We start from the raw sequence: 21,108 nt of genomic DNA on the forward strand, positions 1-21,108 counted from the left end.
GGCGGCGAGCTACTCCTCGGCTTCGGCGGCGAACTACTCCTCGGCGTCGGCCGCGGGCTACTCCGCGATCTCGACGGTGATCTCGTCGCGCTCGACGGCCAGTTTAAACGTCGGAACGGTCCGGTACACCACCTCGACCACGTTCTTCCGTTCGAGGCTCCGGAGGGCGCGCCGAACCTCGTCCACGTCTGGGTCGAGGTCGAACGCCTCGCGGACCGCGTTGAGCACGGCCACGACCGACTGCGACCGCTCGTCTGGGCCCGCCACGACCTCGAACACCCGGGCCTCCAGCTCGGGGACGCGGATCGTCTCCGGCGCGCCGCCCTTGGCGACGGCGTCGGCCTCGATCCCGGGCTCGACGTCGACGAGGTCGTTCGCCTCCGCGGTCGACCGGATCAGGCTGTCGTCGTCGCGGTAGTAGTACTCCTTGAGGTGGTTCTCGAGGTACTGGTGGACCTCGCTGCCGCTCTCCAGGTCCCACGCGTCCTGCAGCTCGCCGTTCTTCGTCGGCTGGAGGCGGACGACGTCGGCGAGCCGGCTCCGCTCCTCGTCGGTCAGCGCCATACGTGGTCGTTCACCGGGGCGGGTATGGACGTTCCGGATCGCGATCCGGGCCGACGAGGTAGAATAAGGGGTCGGCCGCCGCCGTCATGATCGGTTCGGCCGACCGGTCCAGTCGATCACCGGTCCGAGTCAGGAGCTCGTCGAGTCGTCCGCGCTCTCGTCGGCCGCGCTCTTGTCGTGCGCGTCTCCGGACTCGTCGTCGACGCCCCATCGCTCTCCGATCGAGTGGCCCTGCGAGCCGGCCGCGTCGATCGCGGTGGGCCCATCAGCGTCCGTGGGCGCGTCCGCGGATTCGCCGGGGTCATCACCGGCCGACGGCTCCGCCCCGTCCGCGTCTGTACCCGGGCCGTCGGCGTCTTCAGTCGGGTCGTCTCCCGCCGATTCGGACCCGGAAACCCGGTCGGCGACGAGCTCCGAGAGCGGGTCGACGGTCACGGTCAGCCGGGCCACGACGAAGACGAGCGGGACGAACGACGCGACCAGGAACGCCGCGTCGTACGCCCACGCGAACCCGTCGATCAGGGGGACGACCGCGCCGGCGAGCCCGCGGTGGGCGACCAGCACGGCTGCCAGCACGACGAGCCAGTAGGCCAATGCGCCGGCGTTCTCGGCGATGCGCTCCACGTGGTCGGCGGCGTCGGTCCGGTGGAGTGCGGTGCGCGTCAGCGAGGCGACCTTCGGCGCGGCGAACAGGAGGAGGGCGACGACCGCGACCGTCACCACCGCGCTGGCGACCGCGGCGAAGGTGACCGGCGTGAGCGGGACCAGCCGGTCGACGCCCGGCAGCAGCGTGAACAGGTACAGAACGCCCACCAGCGCGAGCGCCGCGATGGCGATCCGACTGGCGGAGCGAACGCTCTCACGATCGAACGCGTCCGTCGTCGATTCGGTTTCGGTCATGATGCGCTCGGGAGGAGGGGCGGGAGGCACATAACCTGACGAGACGCTCAACGCGGTTTTAGGCGGATTAAGAGCCGGCGGAAGCGACGTTCAGCTGGCGTCTTCGACCGCGCTCGCGGCGCGGATCACCGTCTCCTCGTCGAACTTCGGCCCGACCAGCTGGAGGCCGACGGGCAGGCTGTCGGCCTCGCCGGCGGGCACCGAAATCGCGGGGAGGTTCGCGAGGTTCACGGGCGTCGTGTTCGCGTCCGCGAGGTACATCCGGAGCGGGTCGTCGAGGCTCTCGCCGAGTTCGAAGGGGAGCACCGGCATCGTCGGCGACGCGATCACGTCCACGTCCGCGAACGCCTCCTCGAAGTCCTCTCGGACCCACGCGCGGGCGTCCTGCGCCTTCTTGTAGTACTTGTCGTGGTACCCCGCCGAGAGCGCGTACGTGCCGAGCAGGATCCGGCGTTTGACCTCCGCGCCGAACCCCTCCTCGCGCGTCTCCGCGAACGACTCGTTCCAGTTGCCGTCCGACTCGGCGCGATTCCCGTACCGCACGCCGTCGAAGCGCGCGAGGTTCGAGGACGCCTCCGCCATCGCGATGACGTAGTACGCCTGCACCGCGTGCTCGACCGAGGGCAGCGATATCTCGGTCGTCTCCGCGCCCCGGTCTTCCAGGTCCGCGATCGCGGCCTCGACCGTCTCGACGACGCGCTCGTCGGCGCCCTCGAACAGCTCGGTGGGGACGCCCACCGTCAGCCCGTCGACGTCGCCGTCGGCGGCCGCGGCGTAGCTCGCGTCGGGGTCCGCGCCCTCGACCTCGCTCAGGTCGCGCGTGGTCCCGTCGTTGGGGTCGTCGCCGGCGATGGCGTCGAGCGCGGCCGCGGCCTCCTCGACGGTGCCCGCGATCGGGCCGATCTGTTCTAAGGAGTTCGCGTACGCGACGAGCCCGTACCGCGAGACGAGCCCGTAGGTGGGCTTGATGCCGACGACGCCGCAGAAGGCGGCCGGACACCGCACGGAGCCGCCCGTGTCGGAGCCGAGCGCGACGTCCGCGTCTCCCGCGGCGACCGCGGCCGCCGATCCGCCGGAGGAGCCGCCGGGGACGCGCTCCGGGTCGGCCGGGTTCTTCGTGGGGCCGAACGCCGAGGTCTCCGTCGTCGTGCCCATCCCGAACTCGTCCATGTTCGTCTTGCCGACCACCGTCGCGCCCGCCGCCGTGAGGCGATCGACGACCGTCGCGGAGTACGGCGGGACGTAGTCCGCGAGCATCTCGGAGCCGCAGGTCGTCCGGATCCCCTCGGTGGAGATGTTGTCCTTGACCGCGACGGTCTTGTCCGCGAGGGGGCCGTCGGCGTCCGCGTCGCCCTCGATCGTCGCCTCCGTGATGAAGGCGTTGTAGTCGGCCGCCATCTACGACACCTTCGGCCCCACGAAGAAGCCGTCTTCGGTCTCTTCGGCGTTCGACAGCGCTTCCTCCTGGGAGAGCCCCTTCTCGACCTCGTCGGGGCGCATCACGTTGACGAGCTCCTCCTCGCGGTCCGTCTCGGGCACCTCGTCGAGCGCCTCGAAGTAGTCGAGGATGTCGCCGAACTGGTCGGCGAACGCCGCGACCTCGTCGTCGTCGAGCCGCACCCTCGCGAGCTCCGCGACGTGTCGGACCTCCTCGGCGTCGACGGCGCTCGCGGCGTCGTCGCCCCCGTCGGGCGCCGCCTCCGCGTCATCCGTCGACTCGGACGTATCGCTCATACGCGGAGGTGTCGCGCTCCGGGAGTAAGGGTTTCGGAACGCCGCATGGGCTGGCACCTCCCGCTGAAAAATCCGGGGTTCAGTCGCCCTCGTCGGCTCGGACCGTCACCACCGGCGGGTCCGCCAGCCGAACCACCTTCTCCGCGACGCTGCCGAGCAGGTATCGCTCGACGCCGGTCCGGCCGTGCGTCCCCATCACCACGAGATCGGCCCCGTTCTCGTCGGCGTACTTCAGGATGGCCGAGTGCGGGGTCCCGTGTTCGACGGCGGTCACCGTCTCGACGTCGCCGAGGGCCGACGCCGCCTCCTCGACGACCTCTTCGGCGCGGTCGGAGAGCACAGCGCGGCGCTCCTCGACGTCGCTCCGGTCGCCGACCATCCCCCGCTCGCTCCCCTCGACGCCCTCTCCGCTCAGTCCCGACCCCTCGTCGGCGAGGAAGGCGCCCGCCATCCCCGCACCGAGATGCGTCGTATCGACGACGTACAGGACGTGAACCGCCGCGTCGAACGCGGACGCGAGTTCGCGGACGTGCCTCGCCGCCGTCTCCGACCCGGTGCTCCCGTCCGTCGGATACAGTATGGTGTCGTACATCCAACCACCAAGTCGGAATTTCGGACAGTGTCGGCAAAAAACCCCCGCAGATCCTCGATATCGCGCGATTCACCCGACTGCGCGACGATCCCTCGCAAAACGGGCGCCGCGCTGGCCGATGTTATAAGAGGTCGTTCGACACCAGCCGGTCGACCGCCTCGCGGAGGCGCTCCTCGCTCGCGGCGTAGGAGATCCGAGCGTACCCAGGCGCGTTGAACGCGCTGCCGGGGACGCAGGCGACGGACGCCTCCTCGATGGCGGCCTCGCACCAGGCCTGGTCGTCGTCGTCGACGGGGATCATCATGTAGAAGGCGCCGTCGCCAACGTCGACGTCGACGCCGTGCTCGTCGAACAGGTCGACGAGGAGGTCGCGGCGGTCCCGGAACGCGTCGCGCATCTCCGTCACCGACTCGTCGGTGTTCTCCAGCGCCTCGACGCCCGCGCGCTGGACGAAGTTGACCGCACAGGAGACCGAGTGGGAGTGGAGCTTGCCGGCCTGCCCGACGAACTCCTCGGTCGCGTGGAGGTAGCCGAGCCGCCAGCCGGTCATCGAGTACGCCTTCGAGAAGCCGTTGACGGTGATCGTGCGGTCCGCCATCCCGTCAAGGCTCGCCAGCGAGACGTGGTCGGCGTCGTAGACGATCTGCTGGTAGATCTCGTCCGAGATCACGGCCACGTCGTGTTCGACCGCGAGGTCGCGGACGCCCTCCAGGGCCGTCTCCGAGAAGACGGCTCCCGTGGGGTTCGACGGGGAGTTGACGACGAGCAGCTCGGTGTCGTCGGAGACCGCCTCCGCGAGCGCGTCGAGCGCCGGCTCGAGCTGGAAGCCGTGCGGCGCCAGGTCGATCCGCGAGAGGTCGGCGCCGGCGAGCTTCGCCATCGCCTCGTAGGAGACCCACGCCGGATCGAGGAGGACGACCTCGTCGCCGTCGTCGATCAGGGTCTGGAACGTCTCGTACAGCGCCTGCTTGCCGCCGGGGGTGACGACGACCTCGTCGGCGTCGGCGTCGATCCCGTCGTCGCGGAGCTTCGCCGCGATCGCCTCCTTGAGCTCGGGGATCCCGTTCGAGGAGGTGTAGCCGGTGTGGCCGGCGTCGAGGGCGTCCTTGCCCGCCTCGACGACGTTCGCCGGCGTGTCGAAGTCGGGCTCGCCGACGGAGAGGTCGACGATGTCGGCGCCCTCGGCCTCCTTCTCCGCCGCGAGGTTCGATATCGCCAGCGTGGCGCTGGGCTCTACGCGTCCGATCCGCTCTGAGAAGTCGTATGCGTCGCTCATTGTGATGTGGTGAATCGTGGGTGCCGGTCAGTCGAGCTCCTCCGCGAGGTCGATCGCCGCCTCGGCGGCGTCCGCGCCCTTGTCGATGCGCTCGCGCGCCTCCGCGCCGGACATCCCCGGCCCGCTCACGCCGAACGTGACGGGGGTGTCGCGGTCGAGGCTCACCTGCGTGAGCTTGTCGGCGGTCGCGTTCGCGATCACGTGATCGTGGTCGGTGTCGCCGGTGACGATGGCGCCGACCACCGCGACGGCGTCGACGTCGTCGCGTCGCGCGAGCCGGTCGGCGGCCAGCGGGCTGTCGTACGCTCCCGGCACGCTCAGTTCGTCGACGACGACGGCGTCGCGGTCGGCGGCCGCCTCTCGGGCGGCCTCGGCCATCGGCTCCGTGACGGAGTCGTTGAACCGCGCCACCACCAGTCCCAGCGAGACCATACGCTCGCTCGCATCGGGGACGGCAAAGGTCTACCGTTCGACCGCAGGGTTGCCGGTCGAATGCGATCGAGAGAGATGAACATGACTGAATGTACTTATAAACGGCCAATAGCGGTGGCGCGCGCCTCCGAGCAGCCGACAGGCCGCGAGGAGCGCGTGCGAGGGACGCGGCGAACGCGAGCGGCGAAGCCGCGAGCCGTGAGCCGCGAGGCTGGGGAGGCGTGAGGCTGTGCGGTGCCGTGCGGGGTGGGATTCAAAGGGGCAGCCGCGAGGCGGACAGAGGCGTTCACGAGAGCTCCGCTCTCGTGAGCCAATCAGAACGCTTCGCGTTCTGATGACGACGCAAGCACCGCAGGGAACGAGCGGAGCGAGTGACGAGGAGCGCAGCGAGCGTCTGTCCGCCTCGCGGCTGGGGCTTTGGAGGAGTTCACCGCGAGGTAACAGACGCAGTCGGTCGATGGTCGAGAAAGAACGACAGCGACCCGGACGCCTTAGTTCGCGACCTTCGCCTCGAACTTCTCGCGCACCTTCTCCATCTTCGGCTTCGCGTGGAAGGTGCAGTAGGCGTCGTCGGGGTTCTTCGCGAAGTAGTCCTGGTGTTTCTCCTCGGCGCGGTAGAACGTCTCCAGCGGCTCGATCTCGGTCACCACGTCGTCGTCGTACTCCTCGTCGAGCGCGTCGACGTACGCCTCAACGATTTCGCGCTGCGCCTCGTCGTGGGTGAGGACGATCGAGCGGTACTGGCTCCCCACGTCCGGGCCCTGGCGGTTGAGCTGGGTGGGGTCGTGGATCTCGAAGAAGGCCTCCAGCACCTCGTCGTAGGCGATGACGTCGGGGTCAAACTCCACCTGGACGACCTCGGCGTGGCCGGTGTTCCCGGAGCAGACCTGCCTGTAGGTGGGGTCGTCGACGTGACCGCCGGCGTAGCCGGAGGTGACCGACTCGACGCCGGCGAGCTGTTCGAGCGCCGCCTCGACGCACCAGAAGCACCCGCCGCCGAGCGTCGCGGTTTCGAACTGATCGGACATACTCGTCGCAAGGGCTCGGAGACGTATTAATCACGCGCGCTTATGCGCGATCAGTGGTCGATTCAGAGAGTTCCTGTACATAAGCTGGTGACTTTGGATCGACGATGAAGACCTCCAAAGCCCCAGCCGCTCGGTGATACGCGGTTGTCGTCGAGCTAACTGCGAAGGCCCCCAAAGCCCCAGTCGCGAGGCGGACAGACGCTCGCTGCGCTCCTCGTCACTCGCTCCGCTCGTTCCCTGCGGTGCTTACGTCGTCATCAGAACGCGAAGCGTTCTGATTGGCTCACGAGAGCGGAGCTCTCGTGAACGCCTCTGTCCGCCTCGCGACTGCCCCTTTGAGTCCCGCCCTGACAGCACCGCAGCCTCACGCCTCCCCAGCCTCGCGGCTCACGGCTCGCGGCTTCGCCGCTCGCGTTCGCCGCGTCCCTCGCACGCGCTCCTCGCGGCCTGTCGGCCGCTCGGAGGCGCGCGCCACCGGGATCGCTTGTTACGAACCCTCTTCGGACTCAGTTTTTAACCCACCGAGCCACCATCCAGTCCTATGGACGAACTCGCGGACCTGACCGAGACGCTGGTCGCGATCCCGTCGCACGAGGACGAGACCGCCGCCGGCGACGCGATCGCAGAGTGGCTCCGCGCGGAGACCGACGCGCGGGTCGACCGGGACGCGGTCGGCAACGTCATCGCGTATAAAGGCGCGACCGACGACCCCGACGCCGACACGCTCGCCTTCGTCGGCCACCACGACGTGGTCCCGCCCGCGGACCGCCAGACAGCGGGGGACGGAAACGCCGGCGACTATGTCGTCAACCGTCGCGACGGTCGGATCTACGGGCGCGGCGCGGCCGACATGAAGGGCGCGGTGGCGGCCTGCATGCTCGCGTTCCGCGACGCGGAGCCGCCGGCCGGGCGCGAGCTCGCGGTCGCCTCGTTCGTCGGCGAGGAGGTTGGCGGGACCGGCGCGCGCCACGCGATCGACGAGGGGTTCGTCCCCGACCGCGCGGTCGTCGCCGAGGGGTCGACGGACTACTCGAAGCCGGGCGTCACCGACGTGGCGGTCGCGCACAAGGGCCGGCGCGCGTCGACGCTCGTCGCGAGCGGGACCGCGGCGCACGCCTCCGAGCCCGCGGCCGGCGAGAACGCGATCTACCGCGCGAGCGACGCGATCGACGAGGTCCGCGGGCTCGACGCCCCGGAGTCCACCGTCTTCGGCGAGCGCGTCTCCGGGTCGCTCGCGGTGACGATGGTCCACGGCGGCGAGACGTGGAACGTGATCCCGGAGCGCTGCGAGGTGACGATCGACGAGCGCACGGTCCCCGGCGACCGCGCCGACATCGGCCGCGCCGCCGACGCGGTCGAGGGGGTCGCGTGGGAGGTCGATCAGGACCTCCCGCCCATGGCCTGCGGCGACGACGCCTTCGCCGACGCCGCGCTCGCGGCGGCCCGCGAGGTCCACGACGACCTGGGCCTCGACGCGCCCGAACACGTCGTCAAGCCGCACGCGACCGACGCGGGGTGGCTCGCCGAGGCCGGCGCGGACTGCCTCGTCTGCGGGGCCTCCGAGCCCGGCGAGGCGCACACCGACACCGAGAGCGTCGGAATTGACGTGCTGGAGCGCTGCTACCGGATCTACCGGGCGATCGCGGACCGCGAGTGACGAGGCGACGACCCCCGTCGGGGCGGTCCGCTCGGCGCGGGGGATCGGGCCCGTATGGAAGGGGTTTTATGCGGGCCGGAGATAGTGTGCGCCACTATGGGAGACAAGTCGAAGGCTCAAAAGAAGCGTCTGGCGAAGGCGGAACGCCAGAACACCCGCGTCCCCGCGTGGGTCATGATGAAGACCGACATGAACGTCACGCGAAACCCCAAGCGGCGCAACTGGCGCCGGAACGACCTGGACGAGTAAATGTCGACGAGTGATTTCGAGGAGCGCGTCGTCACCGTCCCGCTCCGCGACGCCAACGACAAGCCGGTCCAGGAACGCGCCGACTTCGCGATGAAGATCGTCCGCGAACACCTCGCGCAGCACTTCTCCGTCGACGAGGAGGAAGTCGTCATCGACACCTCGGTCAACGAGGCCGTCTGGGCGAACGGGCGCCAGAACCCGCCGAGCAAGGTCCGCGTCCGCGCGGCCCGGTTCGTCGAGGACGGCGAGCCCGTCGTCGAAGCCGAGCACGCCGAGTAACGTGTTACGGGCGACCTTCACCGGCTCGTCGTACGTGGGCGTGTTCGCCCGCGCGATCGACGACACCCTGTTGGTCCGGCCGGACGTCGACGAGGACCTCGCCGAGGCGCTCGGCGAGGAACTGGGCGCCGAGCCCCTCCTCACGACGGTCGGCGGCTCCAACACCGTCGGCTCCCTCGCGACGGGTAACGAGAACGGGATTCTCGTCTCCGCGCGGGTCAGAGAGCGCGAGAAGTCGCGGATCGCCGAGGCCGCCGACCGCGAGGTGGGCGAGCTTCCCGGCGAGATCAACGCGGCCGGGAACGTCGTCCTCGCGAACGACTACGGCGCCTACGTCCATCCGGACCTCCCGCGCGAGTCGATCGTGACGATCAGAGAGGCCCTCGACGTCCCCGTGGTCCGCGGCGACCTCGGCGACGTGCGGACGGTCGGCACCGCCGCGGTGGCCAACAACACGGGCGTGCTCTGTCACCCCCAGTCGACCGAGTCGGAGCTGCAGGCCGTCGAGGAGGCGCTCGACGTGCGCGCCGACCTCGGCACGATCAACTACGGCGCCCCGCTCGTCGGCTCGGGGCTCGTCGCCACCGACGAGGGGTACGTCGTCGGCGAGGACACCACCGGCCCCGAGCTGGGCCGGATCGAGGAGACGCTCGGCTTCATCGACTGAGCGGGCGTTCGGTACTCTCGCAGTTCGATCCGCGCTTCGTACCGCGATCTTCCCTCCATTTTAAGGCTCGACGCCGAGTTGCGGGCGGTATGCCCGCCATCGAGTGCCGGAGTCTGACCAAGTACTACGGCGACGTCCGCGGGATCGAAGACGTGTCGTTCACCGTCGCGGACGGCGAGGTGTTCGGCTTCCTCGGGCCGAACGGCGCCGGGAAGACGACCGCGATCCGCACCCTCCTCGGGTTCCTGTCGCCGACGAGCGGCGGAGCGACGCTCCTGGGTCACGACGCGACGAACCCGGGAGAGTCCCGCGCCGCCCGCGAACGGATCGGTTACCTCCCGGGCGATCCGGGGCTCGACGAGGACCGAACCGCCGAGGCGTTCCTCGACCATCAGGCCGCGCTCCGCGGGTCGGGGAGCCGCGAGGCGCTGGTCGAGCGGTTCGGGCTCGACGAGTCGCGGCGGATCGGCGACCTCTCGCGGGGGAACCGCCAGAAGGTCGCCTTGGTCGCCGCGTTCATGCACGACCCCGATCTGCTCCTCCTCGACGAGCCGACCTCCGGGCTCGATCCCCTCTTACAGGAGGAGTTCGCCGCGCTGGTGCGCGAGCGCGTCGACGACGGCGCGAGCGTGCTTCTCTCCTCGCACGTGCTCGGCGAGGTGGCCGCCCTCTGCGACCGCGTCGGCGTGCTCCGGGAGGGTCGCCTCGCCGCGGTCGAGACGGTCGAAGATCTCCGGTCGCGCGGCGGCAAGCAGGTCCGCGTCCGGGTCGCCGAGGACGCCGCCCGCGACGCCTTCGAGGTCCGCGGCGCGATGAACCTCCGGGTCGGCGACACCGTCTCGTTCACGTGGACCGGCGAGTACGACGCGCTGATCGATCTGCTCGACCGGTTCACCGTCCGCGACCTGGAGGTCGTCGACGCCCCGCTCGAAGAGGCGTTCATGACCTTCTACGACGGGGACGTGCCGGGACCGGGGCGGCGGCATCAGGGGCGGACCGGAGGAGGGGACCGCGGCGCCGAGCAGGCGGCGCCAGCCGCCGACGCGGACGCCGACGGGGGCGAGCGATGAGCGATCGCTCCGCCCCGTGGCTAGCGATCGCGCGGTACGAGGCGGCGGGGAGGGCCCGCGGCTCGGTCGTCCTGACCGGGTTGCTGTCGGGGTTCCTCCTGCTGTTTCTGGCCTTCTTCCCGTCGATGTCGAGCGCCGGGATCGACCTCGACGCCTACGTCGAGTCGTTCCCGCCGGCGTTTCAGGAGGCGTTCGGGATCATCTCCATCTCCACGATCGAGGGGTTCCTCGCGGTGGAGTTCTACCAGTTCGCGTGGCTGCTCTTGGTCGGGCTCTACCTCGCGTACCTGAGCGGCGGAACGATCGCGGGCGACGTCGCCTCCGGTCGGATGGACCTCACGCTGTCCGCGCCCGTGGCGCGCCGCGACGTGGTGTTCGGGCGGTTCCTCGGGCTCGTGCCCCTCGTCGTCCTGTTGAACGCCGTCCTCCCGATCGTCGCGTACGTCGGCGTGCTCGCGGTTGGCGAGACGATCGCGGTCGAACGGCTCGTCGCCGTCCACGCGCTCGCGGTGCCGTACCACCTGTGTTGCGTCGCGATCGGGATCGCCGTCTCGACGCTCGTCTCGCGAGCGGGAATCGCCCAGCGGGTCGCGCTCGGCGGCCTGTTCGCGCTGTTCATGTTCGAGTCGCTCGCGGCCAGCAGCGAGTACGACCGGGCCGGCTCGATCAGCCCCACCGCCCACTACGACCCCTCCGCGATCCTCGTGAACGCCGAGTACGATGTCGTCGGCGCGGCCGTCCTGCTCGCGGCGACCGCGGCCCTCGTCCTCCTCGCCGTCCTTCGGTTCCGGCGGGCCGACCTCGCCGGGTGACCGGGCGCCCGACCGTCTCGCTTTTTAGGAAGATACTTCCCTGTCCCTGCCGGATCGGTGAACATGAGTACCTACACGGTGAGTGGACGGTTCCAGAGTCGAGACGGCTTCCAGCCGTTCACCAAGGACGTCGAGGCGGAGAACGAGGACCTCGCCCGCGAGCGCATCTACACCACGGTCGGGAGCCAGCACAACCGGAAGCGCACCCAGATCGAGATCGAGGAGGTGTCCGCGGCATGATGGGCGGCGGGCAACAGCAGCTCCAGCAGCTCTCCCAGGAGCTGCAGGCGCTCGACGAGGAGATCGAGGCGCTCGAGGCCGAGATCGCCGACTACCGCGAGGAGCAGACCGACATCGACGACGCCATCGAGGCGATCGAGACCCTCGACACGGGCTCGACGGTGCAGGTCCCGCTCGGCGGCGGCGCCTACGTGCGCGCCGAGGTCCAGGACATCGACGAGATCATCGTCTCGCTCGGCGGCAACTACTCCGCGGAGCAGAGCGAGGAGGACGCCATCGACGTGCTCGGTCGCAAGCGCGACGCGCTCGACGACCGCATCGAGGAGACGCAGGAGGAGGTCGACGAGCTCGAGAGCGAGAGCGAGGAGCTCGAACAGCAGGCCCAGCAGATGCAACAGCAGATGCAGCAGCAGCAGATGCAGCAGATGCAGCAACAGCAGGGCGACGAGGAGTAACGACGGACCGTGTTCGACGGACTGAAGGACAAGCTCTCGGGCTTCCGAGAGGACGTCGAGGAGAATGCCGAGGTCGAGGAGCCCGCGGAGCAGGACGGCCCCGAGGCGACAGAGAGCGACGCCTCCGCCTCCTCCGAGACCGATCAGGCCCCCGACAGCGCCACTGCCGACGCCGCCGCGGATACTGAGGACGAGGGCGACGACGACAACGAGCCCAGTACCTTCCAGCGCGCGAAGGCGTTCGCGACCGGGCGGATCATCATCGAGGAGGAGGACTTAGAGGAGCCGCTGTGGGACCTCGAGATGGCCCTCTTGGAGAGCGACGTGGAGATGAGCGTCGCCGAGCAGATCCTCGAGTCGGTCCGCGAGAGCATGCTCGGCGAGTCCCGGAAACAGGTCGAGACGACCGGCGAACTCGTCGAGTCGGCGCTTCACGACGCGCTCCTCGACGTGATCGCCGTCGGGCAGTTCGACTTCGAAGAGCGGATCGCGGAGGCCGAGAAACCCGTCACCATCGTCTTCACCGGCGTCAACGGCGTCGGGAAGACGACGAGCATCGCGAAGCTCTCGGAATGGCTCGCCGACCGCGGCTACTCGTCCGTGATGGCGAACGGCGACACCTACCGGGCGGGCGCCAACGAACAGATCCAGGAGCACGCTGACCGGCTCGACCGCGACCTGATCAGCCACGATCAGGGCGGCGACCCCGCCGCCGTCATCTACGACGGCGTCGAGTACGCCGAGGCGAACGACATCGACGTGGTCCTCGGCGACACCGCGGGCCGGCTCCACACGAGCGACGACCTGATGGCGCAACTGGAGAAGATCGACCGCGTCGTCGACCCGGACATGACCATCTTCGTCGACGAGGCCGTGGCGGGCCAGGACGCCGTGAACCGCGCGAAGGAGTTCAACGACGCCGCCGAGATCGACGGCGCAATCCTGACGAAGGCCGACGCCGACTCCTCGGGCGGCGCCGCGATCTCCGTCGCGTACGTCACCGGGAAGCCGATCCTCTTCCTCGGCACCGGACAGGGGTACGACGACCTCACCCTGTTCGAGCCCGAGGAGCTCGTCCAGAGCCTGCTCGGCGAGGACTGAGACGGCGGCCGTCGATCCTTCTGCGTTTTTCGGCTACCCCTCCCCGACCATCCGGTCTTCCTCGTCCCACTCGCGCTCGCGCAGCTCGTACTTCTGGATCTTCCCGGTCGCCGTGGTCGGGAGCTCGGCGACGAACTCCACCTCGCCGGGCGTCTTGTAGTCGGCGACGCGTTCTCGGACGAAGGACTTGAGCTCCTCGCGGGTCGCGCCCGGATCGTCCGGGTCGCCGCTCGCCGGGACGACGAACGCCTTCGGGGTCTCGCCCCACCGCTCGTCCGGAGCGGGGATGACCGCGGCGTCGGAGACGGCGTCGTGCTCGAAGAGGGTGTCCTCTAACTCGATCGAGGAGATGTTCTCGCCGCCGGAGATGATGATATCTTTCTTCCGGTCTTGGATCGAGACGAAGCCGTCCTCGTCGACGACGGCCAGGTCGCCCATGTGGTAGTACCCCTCCAGCCGCTCCGAGAACGCCTGCTCGGTCGCCTCGGGCTTGTTCCAGTAGCGGTCCATCACCTGATTGCCGCGGACGACGATCTCGCCGATCGTCTCGCCGTCGGCGGCCACGTCCTCGCCGTGCTCGTCGACGACGCGCACGTCGGTGCCGAGGTAGCCGATCCCCTGGGTCTTCTTGACCGCGAACCGGTCGTCGGCGCCGGCGTCGTAGTGGCGCTTGGCGTCCGAGGTCGTCACGAGGGGGCCCGTCTCGGTCGCGCCGTACACGTGCTTGAGATCCCAGCCGAACTCCTCCTCGACGGTCCGGATCGTCGCCTCCGGGGGCGCCGCGCCCGCGGTGGCGACCCGCACGTCGTTGGCGCCGGTCGTCGCGCCGCCGTGCTCGGCGTGGTGATCGCCGAGCATGTTGAGCACGGTCGGCGCCGCACAGAAGTACGACACGTCCTCCTCGCGGATCCGGTCGAACGTCTCCGCGACGTCGACGCCGCGGGTGCAGATGTGCCGGGCGCCCATCCCCGTGATCGCGTAGATGTGTCCCCACCCGTTGACGTGGAACATCGGGAGCGTCCAGAGGTACACGTCGTCGTCGGTGATCTCCTGATGGATCGCGATGAGGTAGGCGTGGAGCGTCTCGGCGCGGTGGGTGCGACAGACCCCCTTCGGGTCGCCCGTGGTCCCGGAGGTGTAGTTGATCGTGATCACGTCGTCCTCGTCCATCTCCGGGCGCTCGTAGGCGTCGGGGTCCGCGTCGTCGAGCGCGGCCTCGACCGACTCCCAGTCGCCCTCGACCGCGTCGGTGTCGTCCGTGAGGAACGTCTCGGTGGGGACCTCCTCGCGGATCGCCTCGATGTTGCCGGCGTACTCGGCGTCGGCGTAGACGGCGTCGACCCCGGCGTCGGAGAGCATGTACGAGAAGTCGTCGGGCGTCAGCCGGTAGTTCAGCGGCGTGTGGATCGCGCCGACCTGCATCGCGCCGTAGGCGGCCTCCAGGTGGTAGTGCGTGTTCGGGTCCAACACCGCCACGCGGTCGCCCTTCTCGATCCCCCGCGCTTGGAGGGCGGCGGAGAACCGGTCCGCGCGGTCGCCCAGCTCGGCGTAGGTGTACCGCGTCCCGTCCGTGGCGAGGACGGCCTCCTCGTCGGCGTAGTGCCGTCGCGCCCGGTCTAAGAAGTCCGTCGTCAGTAGCGGTTTTCGCATCGGTTTATCACTATCTATGATGCATAAAAGCGTTTGCGGCCGATGCAAGCCGGACGCGACCGGGCGAACATGTCCGACCGATCGGGTCGACCCCCGATCGCGTTCGCCTCCATCACGCCCGCCTCGATCGCGTTCGCCTCGGGTTTTTAACCCGTCCTCCCTCAGTTTTCCACATGAGCGAGGGATCCGACCGGACGCCGGCCACCGACGGCTACGTGACCCCGATCGCCGGGCTGATGGCGCTGCTCTTCGCCCTGATGGCGGGGCTGACCGCACAGCGCGCGCTCTCGGGCGACCCAGCCGACGCCGTCTTGCCGGTCGCGTTCGCGATCGGTGCGCTCGGCGCGCTCCGACTCAGACAGCGGTACGCGGCGGCTGCGAGCGCCGATCCGGACGCCGACACCACCGACGACGAGACCGCCTGACCCTCGACGACGAGACCGCCTGACCCTCGACGACGAGACCGCCTGACCCTCGACGACGAGACCGCCTGACCCTCGACGACGAGACCGCCTGACCGCCGACGGCGATCCGGCGGAACCGCTCCGGTCGGTATTTAAACTGTTCGTGGACGAATCGCACACGGGCGACGGGATCAGAACCCTTAACAGTCGCACGCGGTTTTGATACGATAGCGGGATGGGATAGCCAGGAGATTCCGCCGGGCTCATAACCCGGAGATCGGTAGTTCAAATCTACCTCCCGCTACTTCTGGACGAACGCCACACGCCGAGTCGTGGGTTCGCGTCTCCCTCTCGTTTTCCGCCTGACGTCTCTCCAGCCCGTAGTCGCGTCGTCGTCGCTCGATCCGGAACCCGGAAGCGATTTCCGTCGCGCCGCCGTTCCGTCGCGTATGGACTACGAATCGAGCCTCGACCGCGCGATGGAGGAGGTTCCGGACCTCGGCGGCTCCGACGAGCGGCTGTCGGTCCCGGACCCGGAGGCGCAGAAGGACGGCGCGTTCACCCGGCTGACGAACCTCTCTTCGATCGCAGACGCGTTGAGCCGCGACCCCGAACACGTCCACTCGAAGATCCAGCAGGAGCTCGGTACCGCCGGCCAGTACGAGGACGGACGCGCCCGCTACAGCGGGAACTTCCGCGAACGAGACTTCCAGGCCGCGATCGACTCGTACATCGAGTCGTTCGTCACCTGTTCGGAATGCGGCCTGCCGGACACCCGCCTCGAGACCGAGAACCGCACGCCCATGCTCCGCTGTGAGGCCTGCGGGGCGTTCCGACCCGTCGCCAAACAGAACACCTCGAACACCCAGCGGCAGGAGGAGGCCATCGAGTCGGGCAACACGTACGAACTCGAGATCGTCGGCACCGGCCGCAAGGGCGACGGCGTCGCCGAGCGCGGCGAGTACACGATCTTCGTCCCCGGCGCACAGGAGGGCGAGACGGTCAAAGCGTACATCAAGAACGTCTCCGGCAACCTCGCGTTCGCCCGCCGCGAGAACTGACGCGACGCTGAGGGCGGCCGGCCGCTCCCGGATCGACCCCAGCGCTGCCGGCCGCGAAAACACCGATGTCCGTCGTCTCGTTCGCTCGAACGCGGCACTAGCCGGCGAATCCGCGCAGTACGGCTAGCGGATCCGCCCGACCGTCACCCGATGGCCGGTCTCCGAAGCGTGGTCTCGTTCGAGCCGGGTCGCGTCGCCGACGGCGCTGAACAGCCGTTCGAGGGTGCACTCCCTGCAGACGACGTGGTACCGGTCACCCGGTGTCTGTTGCTCCATGGACGGGACAGACGCCGCGAAGCCGTAGTTACGCGCCTCATACCGGCGTCGAACGCGACATTGGGCCGTCGGAATCCGGCGAACCGTTCCCGCGTTCCTTCTCCTCTGATCCCCCTCCGCGGCCGTCCCCTCAGTCGCCGCTGGACCGCCGCTCGAACCGGTCGAGCGCCAGCCCGAGCATGTCCGGGCTCACCGGCTGGTACTCCTCGCGCTCGTGCTCCGGGAGGTACTCGCGGACGCTGTTCCACGACTCGCGCGCGTACCGGGCGTCGAGCAGGACGCGGACCCCGCGCTCGTCCGGTCCGCGAATCACTCGACCGACGGCCTGTCGCGCCTTCCGGACCGCCGGGACGGTGAGCGCGGTCTCGAACCCCGACTCGAACCGCCTGTCGTAGGCGGTGATCACCGCCCGCGTCCGGGGCCGAGCCGTGTTGATGATCGGGACCCCACAGACCACGGCGGCCGACAGCCGGTCGCCGCGGTAGTCGACGCCCTCGGTGAGGGTCCCCCGGAGGCTCGTCACGAGCACCTTCCCGTCGCCCGCGAAGAAGTCGTCCTTCAGCGACTCCGTGGCGCGGTCGCCGGACGACTCGTCGAGTAAGACGGGCTTGTCGAGCCGGTCCGCGAGCGACTCCGCCATCCACGTCGCCTCCGCGTAGCTCGGCGTCCCGACGAGGACGTTCCCCTCGCGGCCCGCCACCGCGGCGGTCGCGTCGAGGTGCGCCAGCCGGGTGTCGTTCTCCTCGCCGGGCGCGCCGCGGTTCTGGTACGTAAACTTCGGCGCGTCGACCGCGAAGCTCTCGCGGTTCTCCTCGGGGAAGGAGAGCCCGTACGTCCGCTCGACGACCGGGCGTCCCCGCTCCTCGAGGTGGTCGAGCCCAGTCACCTCGCGGAACACGTCCATCGGCTCCAGCGTCGCGCTCATCAACACCCCGCCGCCGAACTCCGCGAGCCGGTCGCCGATCGGTTCGCTCGGCAGGCAGTTGTACAGCGCGAGGCTCGCGTTGTACGCGCGCCGCCACGAGTCCGGCGGCGCCGTCTCGTCCCACGTCCGCTCCAAGTCGATCGCGCGGAAGAACTCCTCGTGGTCCTCGCGGTACCACGCGTTGAGGGTCCGGCCGACGCCCGGCGAGGCGCGCTTCTTGTCCTCGTCTTCGAGCGAGTCGAGCACGCGCTTGACGACCGCGCCGACCTGCTCCGCGCGGGCCCAGACCCGATCGCCGTATCCCTCGCGCTTCGCCCACGCCGTGATCTCGTCTTCGGCGGGCTCCTCCGGGTCGCGGAGCGCGACCTCGTCGTCGTCGAGTTCGCGCATCGACGCCCGCCAGTCGGGGCGCTCGCGGTCCAGCCGCTCGGTCACCCGCCTGTCGAGCTCGCCGCGGAGGTCGGCGTAGAACTCCCGGACGGACTCGATCTCCTCGACGCTCACGTCGGCGTCCTCCAGCTCGCCGCGCACGAGCGCCGCGTCGTCGGACTCCGCGCCCGCGGTCTCGAAGGAGAGCGGCTGGACGACGCGGGTGAGCTCGTTCTCGGCGTCGCGGAGGCTGGCGTCGGCGACCCGGTCGCTCACGAGGTCCCGAACGCGCGGTTCGAGCATGTGGGCCTCGTCGCAGACGACGAACGTCGAGTCGTCCAGCAGCGCGCCCGTGAACGTCCCGGTCGTCACGGGGTCGAACGCGTGATAGTAGTTGCCGATGACGACCTCGACCTCGGGCACGAGCGCGCCCATGATCGAGTGGGGGCACGTGCCGTGACCCGCGGCGAGCCGTACCAGCTCCGTCGGCCCGACGTGGCCGAGTTCGGTCACGTCGAACGGGACCGCCTCGGCCGGGTCCCCGTCCTCCGGGAGGTCGTCGAGGAAGCCGGCGTAGAAGGGACAGAACTCGGTCCCCTCGAACTCCTCGGTGTCGGGGCGGTACGGAGTGGGCTCGCCGTCGACGGCGAGGTAGTCGGCGGCGGGCGCGTCGCTCGCCCCGGCGTCGGCCATGGACCCCGAGTCCATCAGCCCGACCTGCTGGCTCTGGGCCTCGCTCACGAGGTTCGAGGTCGTCGTCGCGCCGCCGTCGCCGACGAGGTTCCGAGTGCGCTCCCGGAGCCCCTCGCAGCGCTCGTACACGTTCTCGCGGTCGATCCCGCCGCGGTTCTCGCGGGCGTACGGGCACACGTCGGCCTTGCCGACGAGGGTGAGCCCGGAGACGGGGTCGTATCCGTCGGGGAGGTCTCCGTTGATCGTCTCCAGGTCCGTCTCGAACTGGCGCAGCTGCTGTTTGACGCTCGTGAGGACGAACACGCGCTCGAACTCCGAGTCGGGGTCGCGGACGCGGTCGAGCCCGGCGGTGAGCGCGAGCATCGTCTTGCCCGTCCCGCACGCGCCCTCCAGAGCGAGGAAGCCGCCGTCGTCGGCGGCGTCGATCGCGGCGTCGATCCCGTCGGCCTGCTCGGGGTACGGCTCTGCGTGGCCGAAGATGTCGGTCCACGGCGGGGCGTCTGTCACTGTGGCGGCGTAGCTCCCGATCGGAGTTAAACCTTGAGAGACCGGCGTCGGCGGGGCGGCCTCCCGCGGCCCCGCCCGGCGACCGATCGGGTCGCGGCCGGCGGCCGTGGCCTACCCGACGATGTCGTGGAGGTCGGAGAGTCGATCGATCTCCCACGTCGGCCAGACGTTCAGCTCCCAGTCGCGGCGGTGGGGCCGCCGGATGAACGCGGAGTCGATGCCGGCGTTCTCGGCGGCGCGCACGTCGGACTCGTTGTCGCCGACGAACAGCGCGTTGCCGGCGTCGAGGTCGCCGAGCGCCTGCTCGATGTAGTGGGGGTTCGGCTTGCGGAGCTGGAGCGAGTGGATCGTGGGCTCGCGGCCGTAGGCGGCGCCGAACCGCTCGAAGCCGTCGAAGTGATCGACGAGGAAATCGACCGTGGCCTGCTGGTTCGAGGAGACGATCCCCATCTCCACGTCGAGGCTCTGCAGCTCGTCGAGGTCGTCGTAAGGAGTTTTACGTCCCTCGCGTGCCTCCTGCTGTTGGGCCTTCGAGACCACGTCGTCCCGGGTCCGCCAGAACGACCCCGGATCGAGGTCGTACGTCTGGCAGACGGTCCCCACGCTGCCGGGGGTCGCACCGATGGTCATGCGCTCTACGTCGTCCGGATCGGGCTCCTCGACGCCGCACTCCTCGAACGCGTTCCGGGTCGCATCCCGGAGCACGTCGAAGCGCGTGCGGCCCACGAGGACACCGTCGTTGTCGAACACGACGGTATCGTACGTCATAGGGAGTGTCGACGCTCAGCACTTAAAAGAGTTTCACCAACACCGCGACACGGACGACCGTCCTTTATATACGTTCGGCTCGGGTCCCGCGGTATGCGCGTCAGCGTCATCGGCGGAAGCTCGGTCCCGCCCGAGACGGCGGCGGTCGCCGAAGAGCTGGGAAAACGACTCGCCGACCGCGGTCACACCGTGGTCTGTGGCGGCCTCGGCGGCGTGATGGAAGCGGTCTGTCGCGGCGCGGCGAGCGCGGGCGGCGAGACGATCGGTATCCTGCCGACCGACCGTCGCGCGGACGCGAACCCGCACGTCACCGTGCCGATCGCGACCGGCATGGGCCACGCCCGCAACGCGCTCGTCGTGATGAACGGCGACGCCGCGGTCGCGATCGACGGCGGGCCGGGGACGCTCTCGGAGATCGGGATGGCGCTCGCGCACGGTCGGGCCGTCGCCGGGCTGGACACGCACGCCGTTTCGGGCGTCGAGGCGGTGAAATCGCCCGCTGACGCAGTCGACTACGTGGAACGCGAGAGCGAGTCGACGACATAATCTCGCCCTCCGGAGCTATCGATCGCGATCGGTCGTCTCATCCGAATCAATCGAATCGTCCGAATCGGCCGCGCTACCGGCCTCGGTTCGCTCGTTTTCGGCCGCCTCGCGTTCGGCGTCCACCGCCGCGATGTTGCGGAAGCGGTCAGGGTCGTCGAAACTCTCGCCGCTCGTGCTCTCGCGATCGGGACCGTTCGAACCCCGGGTCGGTCGGTCCGGTCCGTCGTTCCCGTCGTCCCCGACGGAGCCGTAGTCTCGATCGAACTGCCCGTTCGCGAGCCAGAGCACGAGGTAGCCGAACCCCATCGTGCTGACGACGAACGTCGCGAGGCCGCCGAGAACGGGGACGATCCCGAGTCCAGCCCAGGCGATCGCTCCGACGACGAGAGCGGTCCCCCGATCGCTCGCGGTTCCGTCTCCGAGCGCCGCCCCCACCCACGTTCCGAGAGCGATAACGGAGACGGCCGTTCCGCCGAGGCCGAGGATCGCGAGGACGATCGCCGCGGGGACGACGACGACGAGACCGATGATGGTGATGGCGAGCAGAAACATCGCGACGGCGGTCGCCACGTACGCCACCAGGCCGTACACGAACGCCTCAGCGGGCTCCGCACGGAGGTACCCAACTCCGTCGGCGGTGAAATCCGGAGCGGTCGCCGACACGACCGCGCCGATGAAGGCGATGAAGATGGCGGTCAGAACGAACTCGATAAGCGCCGATCCGACGAGTTCGAGACCGGTCCACTGCGGTGGCCGATCGATCGCGGTGACAACATCTGTGAGGAGGGGCGCAACCAGAGTCGGGACCATGCGGGGCGATCGATCTCGCGTGTGAAACGCCTTCCCCATTGGG

The 21,108-nt window shown here is 69.5% G+C and carries 25 protein-coding genes and 1 tRNA gene; 13 read left to right on the forward strand and 13 right to left on the reverse strand.

Annotation, left to right across the window (positions count from 1 at the left end; all coding sequences use genetic code 11):
• Nucleotides 1-57: 57 nt before the first annotated feature.
• The 8 genes from CK500_RS07265 to msrA form a co-directional block, all read right to left on the reverse strand.
• Entirely contained in the window at nucleotides 58-564 is a 507-nt protein-coding gene (locus tag CK500_RS07265) for a DUF5797 family protein (protein ID WP_095636574.1), read from the reverse strand.
• Between the two features lie 129 nt (nucleotides 565-693).
• Nucleotides 694-1,464: a hypothetical protein gene (locus tag CK500_RS07270; protein WP_095636575.1), complete on the reverse strand. Its 771-nt coding sequence runs from the start codon at nucleotides 1,462-1,464 to the stop codon at nucleotides 694-696.
• A 90-nt stretch (nucleotides 1,465-1,554) separates the two neighbouring features.
• Complete coding sequence (gatA, locus tag CK500_RS07275) at nucleotides 1,555-2,862, reverse strand: Asp-tRNA(Asn)/Glu-tRNA(Gln) amidotransferase subunit GatA (RefSeq protein WP_095636576.1); 1,308 nt, start codon at nucleotides 2,860-2,862, stop codon at nucleotides 1,555-1,557.
• On the reverse strand, nucleotides 2,863-3,198 hold the full coding sequence (gatC, locus tag CK500_RS07280) for an Asp-tRNA(Asn)/Glu-tRNA(Gln) amidotransferase subunit GatC (protein ID WP_095636577.1): 336 nt from the start codon (nucleotides 3,196-3,198) through the stop codon (nucleotides 2,863-2,865).
• Between the two features lie 79 nt (nucleotides 3,199-3,277).
• Nucleotides 3,278-3,790 (reverse strand): universal stress protein, encoded by a 513-nt coding sequence (locus CK500_RS07285; RefSeq protein ID WP_095636578.1) that lies wholly within the window; start codon nucleotides 3,788-3,790, stop codon nucleotides 3,278-3,280.
• Between the two features lie 121 nt (nucleotides 3,791-3,911).
• Complete coding sequence (locus CK500_RS07290) at nucleotides 3,912-5,066, reverse strand: pyridoxal phosphate-dependent aminotransferase (RefSeq protein ID WP_095636579.1); 1,155 nt, start codon at nucleotides 5,064-5,066, stop codon at nucleotides 3,912-3,914.
• Nucleotides 5,067-5,093: 27 nt separating this feature from the next.
• A complete protein-coding gene (ribH, locus tag CK500_RS07295) occupies nucleotides 5,094-5,498 on the reverse strand; it encodes a 6,7-dimethyl-8-ribityllumazine synthase (RefSeq protein WP_095636580.1) in 405 nt (134 codons plus the stop codon).
• 491 nt (nucleotides 5,499-5,989) lie between these two features.
• On the reverse strand, nucleotides 5,990-6,526 hold the full coding sequence (gene msrA, locus CK500_RS07300) for a peptide-methionine (S)-S-oxide reductase MsrA (RefSeq protein ID WP_095636581.1): 537 nt from the start codon (nucleotides 6,524-6,526) through the stop codon (nucleotides 5,990-5,992).
• A 541-nt stretch (nucleotides 6,527-7,067) separates the two neighbouring features.
• On the opposite strand from msrA, the gene CK500_RS07305 reads away from it, so the two are divergent.
• The 9 genes from CK500_RS07305 to ftsY all read left to right on the forward strand — a co-directional run bounded on the left by CK500_RS07305 (nucleotide 7,068) and on the right by ftsY (nucleotide 13,056).
• The gene (locus CK500_RS07305) at nucleotides 7,068-8,183 is read left to right on the forward strand and encodes a M20 family metallopeptidase (protein ID WP_095636582.1); all 1,116 of its coding nucleotides are present in this window, start codon (nucleotides 7,068-7,070) and stop codon (nucleotides 8,181-8,183) included.
• Between the two features lie 96 nt (nucleotides 8,184-8,279).
• Complete coding sequence (locus CK500_RS07310; protein ID WP_004050128.1) at nucleotides 8,280-8,432, forward strand: 50S ribosomal protein L39e; 153 nt, start codon at nucleotides 8,280-8,282, stop codon at nucleotides 8,430-8,432.
• Nucleotides 8,433-8,711 (forward strand): 50S ribosomal protein L31e, encoded by a 279-nt coding sequence (locus tag CK500_RS07315; RefSeq protein WP_004050129.1) that lies wholly within the window; start codon nucleotides 8,433-8,435, stop codon nucleotides 8,709-8,711. It abuts the gene before it with no gap.
• 1 nt (nucleotide 8,712) lies between these two features.
• Nucleotides 8,713-9,378, forward strand: a complete 666-nt coding sequence (locus CK500_RS07320) for a translation initiation factor IF-6 (RefSeq protein ID WP_095636583.1) — start codon at nucleotides 8,713-8,715, stop codon at nucleotides 9,376-9,378.
• Nucleotides 9,379-9,467: 89 nt separating this feature from the next.
• Entirely contained in the window at nucleotides 9,468-10,448 is a 981-nt protein-coding gene (locus CK500_RS07325; RefSeq protein ID WP_095636584.1) for an ABC transporter ATP-binding protein, read from the forward strand.
• Nucleotides 10,445-11,260, forward strand: coding sequence for an ABC transporter permease (locus tag CK500_RS07330; protein WP_095636585.1), 816 nt, complete (start codon nucleotides 10,445-10,447; stop codon nucleotides 11,258-11,260). The genes CK500_RS07325 and CK500_RS07330 overlap by 4 nt, the downstream gene beginning before the upstream one ends.
• A gap of 63 nt (nucleotides 11,261-11,323) precedes the next feature.
• Nucleotides 11,324-11,500 (forward strand): 50S ribosomal protein L18Ae, encoded by a 177-nt coding sequence (rpl18a, locus tag CK500_RS07335; RefSeq protein WP_095636733.1) that lies wholly within the window; start codon nucleotides 11,324-11,326, stop codon nucleotides 11,498-11,500.
• Nucleotides 11,500-11,955 carry a prefoldin subunit alpha gene (gene pfdA / locus CK500_RS07340; protein ID WP_095636586.1) on the forward strand — a complete coding sequence of 152 codons (456 nt, stop codon included), beginning with the start codon at nucleotides 11,500-11,502 and terminating at the stop codon, nucleotides 11,953-11,955. Before rpl18a ends, pfdA begins: the two co-directional genes overlap by 1 nt.
• A gap of 9 nt (nucleotides 11,956-11,964) precedes the next feature.
• Nucleotides 11,965-13,056 (forward strand): signal recognition particle-docking protein FtsY, encoded by a 1,092-nt coding sequence (gene ftsY / locus CK500_RS07345; protein WP_095636587.1) that lies wholly within the window; start codon nucleotides 11,965-11,967, stop codon nucleotides 13,054-13,056.
• A 33-nt stretch (nucleotides 13,057-13,089) separates the two neighbouring features.
• Here ftsY and CK500_RS07350 read toward each other — a convergent pair whose 3' ends face one another.
• Complete coding sequence (locus CK500_RS07350) at nucleotides 13,090-14,706, reverse strand: long-chain-fatty-acid--CoA ligase (RefSeq protein WP_095636588.1); 1,617 nt, start codon at nucleotides 14,704-14,706, stop codon at nucleotides 13,090-13,092.
• A 173-nt stretch (nucleotides 14,707-14,879) separates the two neighbouring features.
• Between CK500_RS07350 and CK500_RS07355 the strand changes: the two genes are divergently transcribed.
• The 3 genes from CK500_RS07355 (at nucleotide 14,880) to CK500_RS07365 (ending at nucleotide 16,171) form a co-directional block, all read left to right on the forward strand.
• Entirely contained in the window at nucleotides 14,880-15,131 is a 252-nt protein-coding gene (locus CK500_RS07355; protein WP_095636589.1) for a hypothetical protein, read from the forward strand.
• A 208-nt stretch (nucleotides 15,132-15,339) separates the two neighbouring features.
• Nucleotides 15,340-15,414 (forward strand) — tRNA-Met (locus CK500_RS07360).
• Between the two features lie 145 nt (nucleotides 15,415-15,559).
• Nucleotides 15,560-16,171 carry a translation initiation factor IF-2 subunit beta gene (locus tag CK500_RS07365; RefSeq protein ID WP_095636590.1) on the forward strand — a complete coding sequence of 204 codons (612 nt, stop codon included), beginning with the start codon at nucleotides 15,560-15,562 and terminating at the stop codon, nucleotides 16,169-16,171.
• A 123-nt stretch (nucleotides 16,172-16,294) separates the two neighbouring features.
• Here CK500_RS07365 and CK500_RS17360 read toward each other — a convergent pair whose 3' ends face one another.
• The 3 genes from CK500_RS17360 to CK500_RS07375 form a co-directional block, all read right to left on the reverse strand.
• Nucleotides 16,295-16,447 carry a hypothetical protein gene (locus tag CK500_RS17360; protein ID WP_198951521.1) on the reverse strand — a complete coding sequence of 51 codons (153 nt, stop codon included), beginning with the start codon at nucleotides 16,445-16,447 and terminating at the stop codon, nucleotides 16,295-16,297.
• 130 nt (nucleotides 16,448-16,577) lie between these two features.
• Nucleotides 16,578-18,941, reverse strand: a complete 2,364-nt coding sequence (locus CK500_RS07370; RefSeq protein WP_095636591.1) for an ATP-dependent DNA helicase — start codon at nucleotides 18,939-18,941, stop codon at nucleotides 16,578-16,580.
• A gap of 111 nt (nucleotides 18,942-19,052) precedes the next feature.
• The gene (locus CK500_RS07375) at nucleotides 19,053-19,709 is read right to left on the reverse strand and encodes an HAD family hydrolase (RefSeq protein ID WP_095636592.1); all 657 of its coding nucleotides are present in this window, start codon (nucleotides 19,707-19,709) and stop codon (nucleotides 19,053-19,055) included.
• A gap of 93 nt (nucleotides 19,710-19,802) precedes the next feature.
• Here CK500_RS07375 and CK500_RS07380 point away from each other — a divergent pair, with 93 nt between their 5' ends.
• Complete coding sequence (locus CK500_RS07380; RefSeq protein WP_095636593.1) at nucleotides 19,803-20,255, forward strand: TIGR00725 family protein; 453 nt, start codon at nucleotides 19,803-19,805, stop codon at nucleotides 20,253-20,255.
• Nucleotides 20,256-20,270: 15 nt separating this feature from the next.
• Here CK500_RS07380 and CK500_RS07385 read toward each other — a convergent pair whose 3' ends face one another.
• Nucleotides 20,271-21,065, reverse strand: coding sequence for a hypothetical protein (locus tag CK500_RS07385; RefSeq protein ID WP_198951522.1), 795 nt, complete (start codon nucleotides 21,063-21,065; stop codon nucleotides 20,271-20,273).
• Between the last annotated feature and the right edge of the window lie 43 nt (nucleotides 21,066-21,108).

This window comes from Halorubrum salipaludis, from assembly GCF_002286985.1.
GTDB classification, from domain to species: Archaea; Halobacteriota; Halobacteria; order Halobacteriales; family Haloferacaceae; genus Halorubrum; species Halorubrum salipaludis.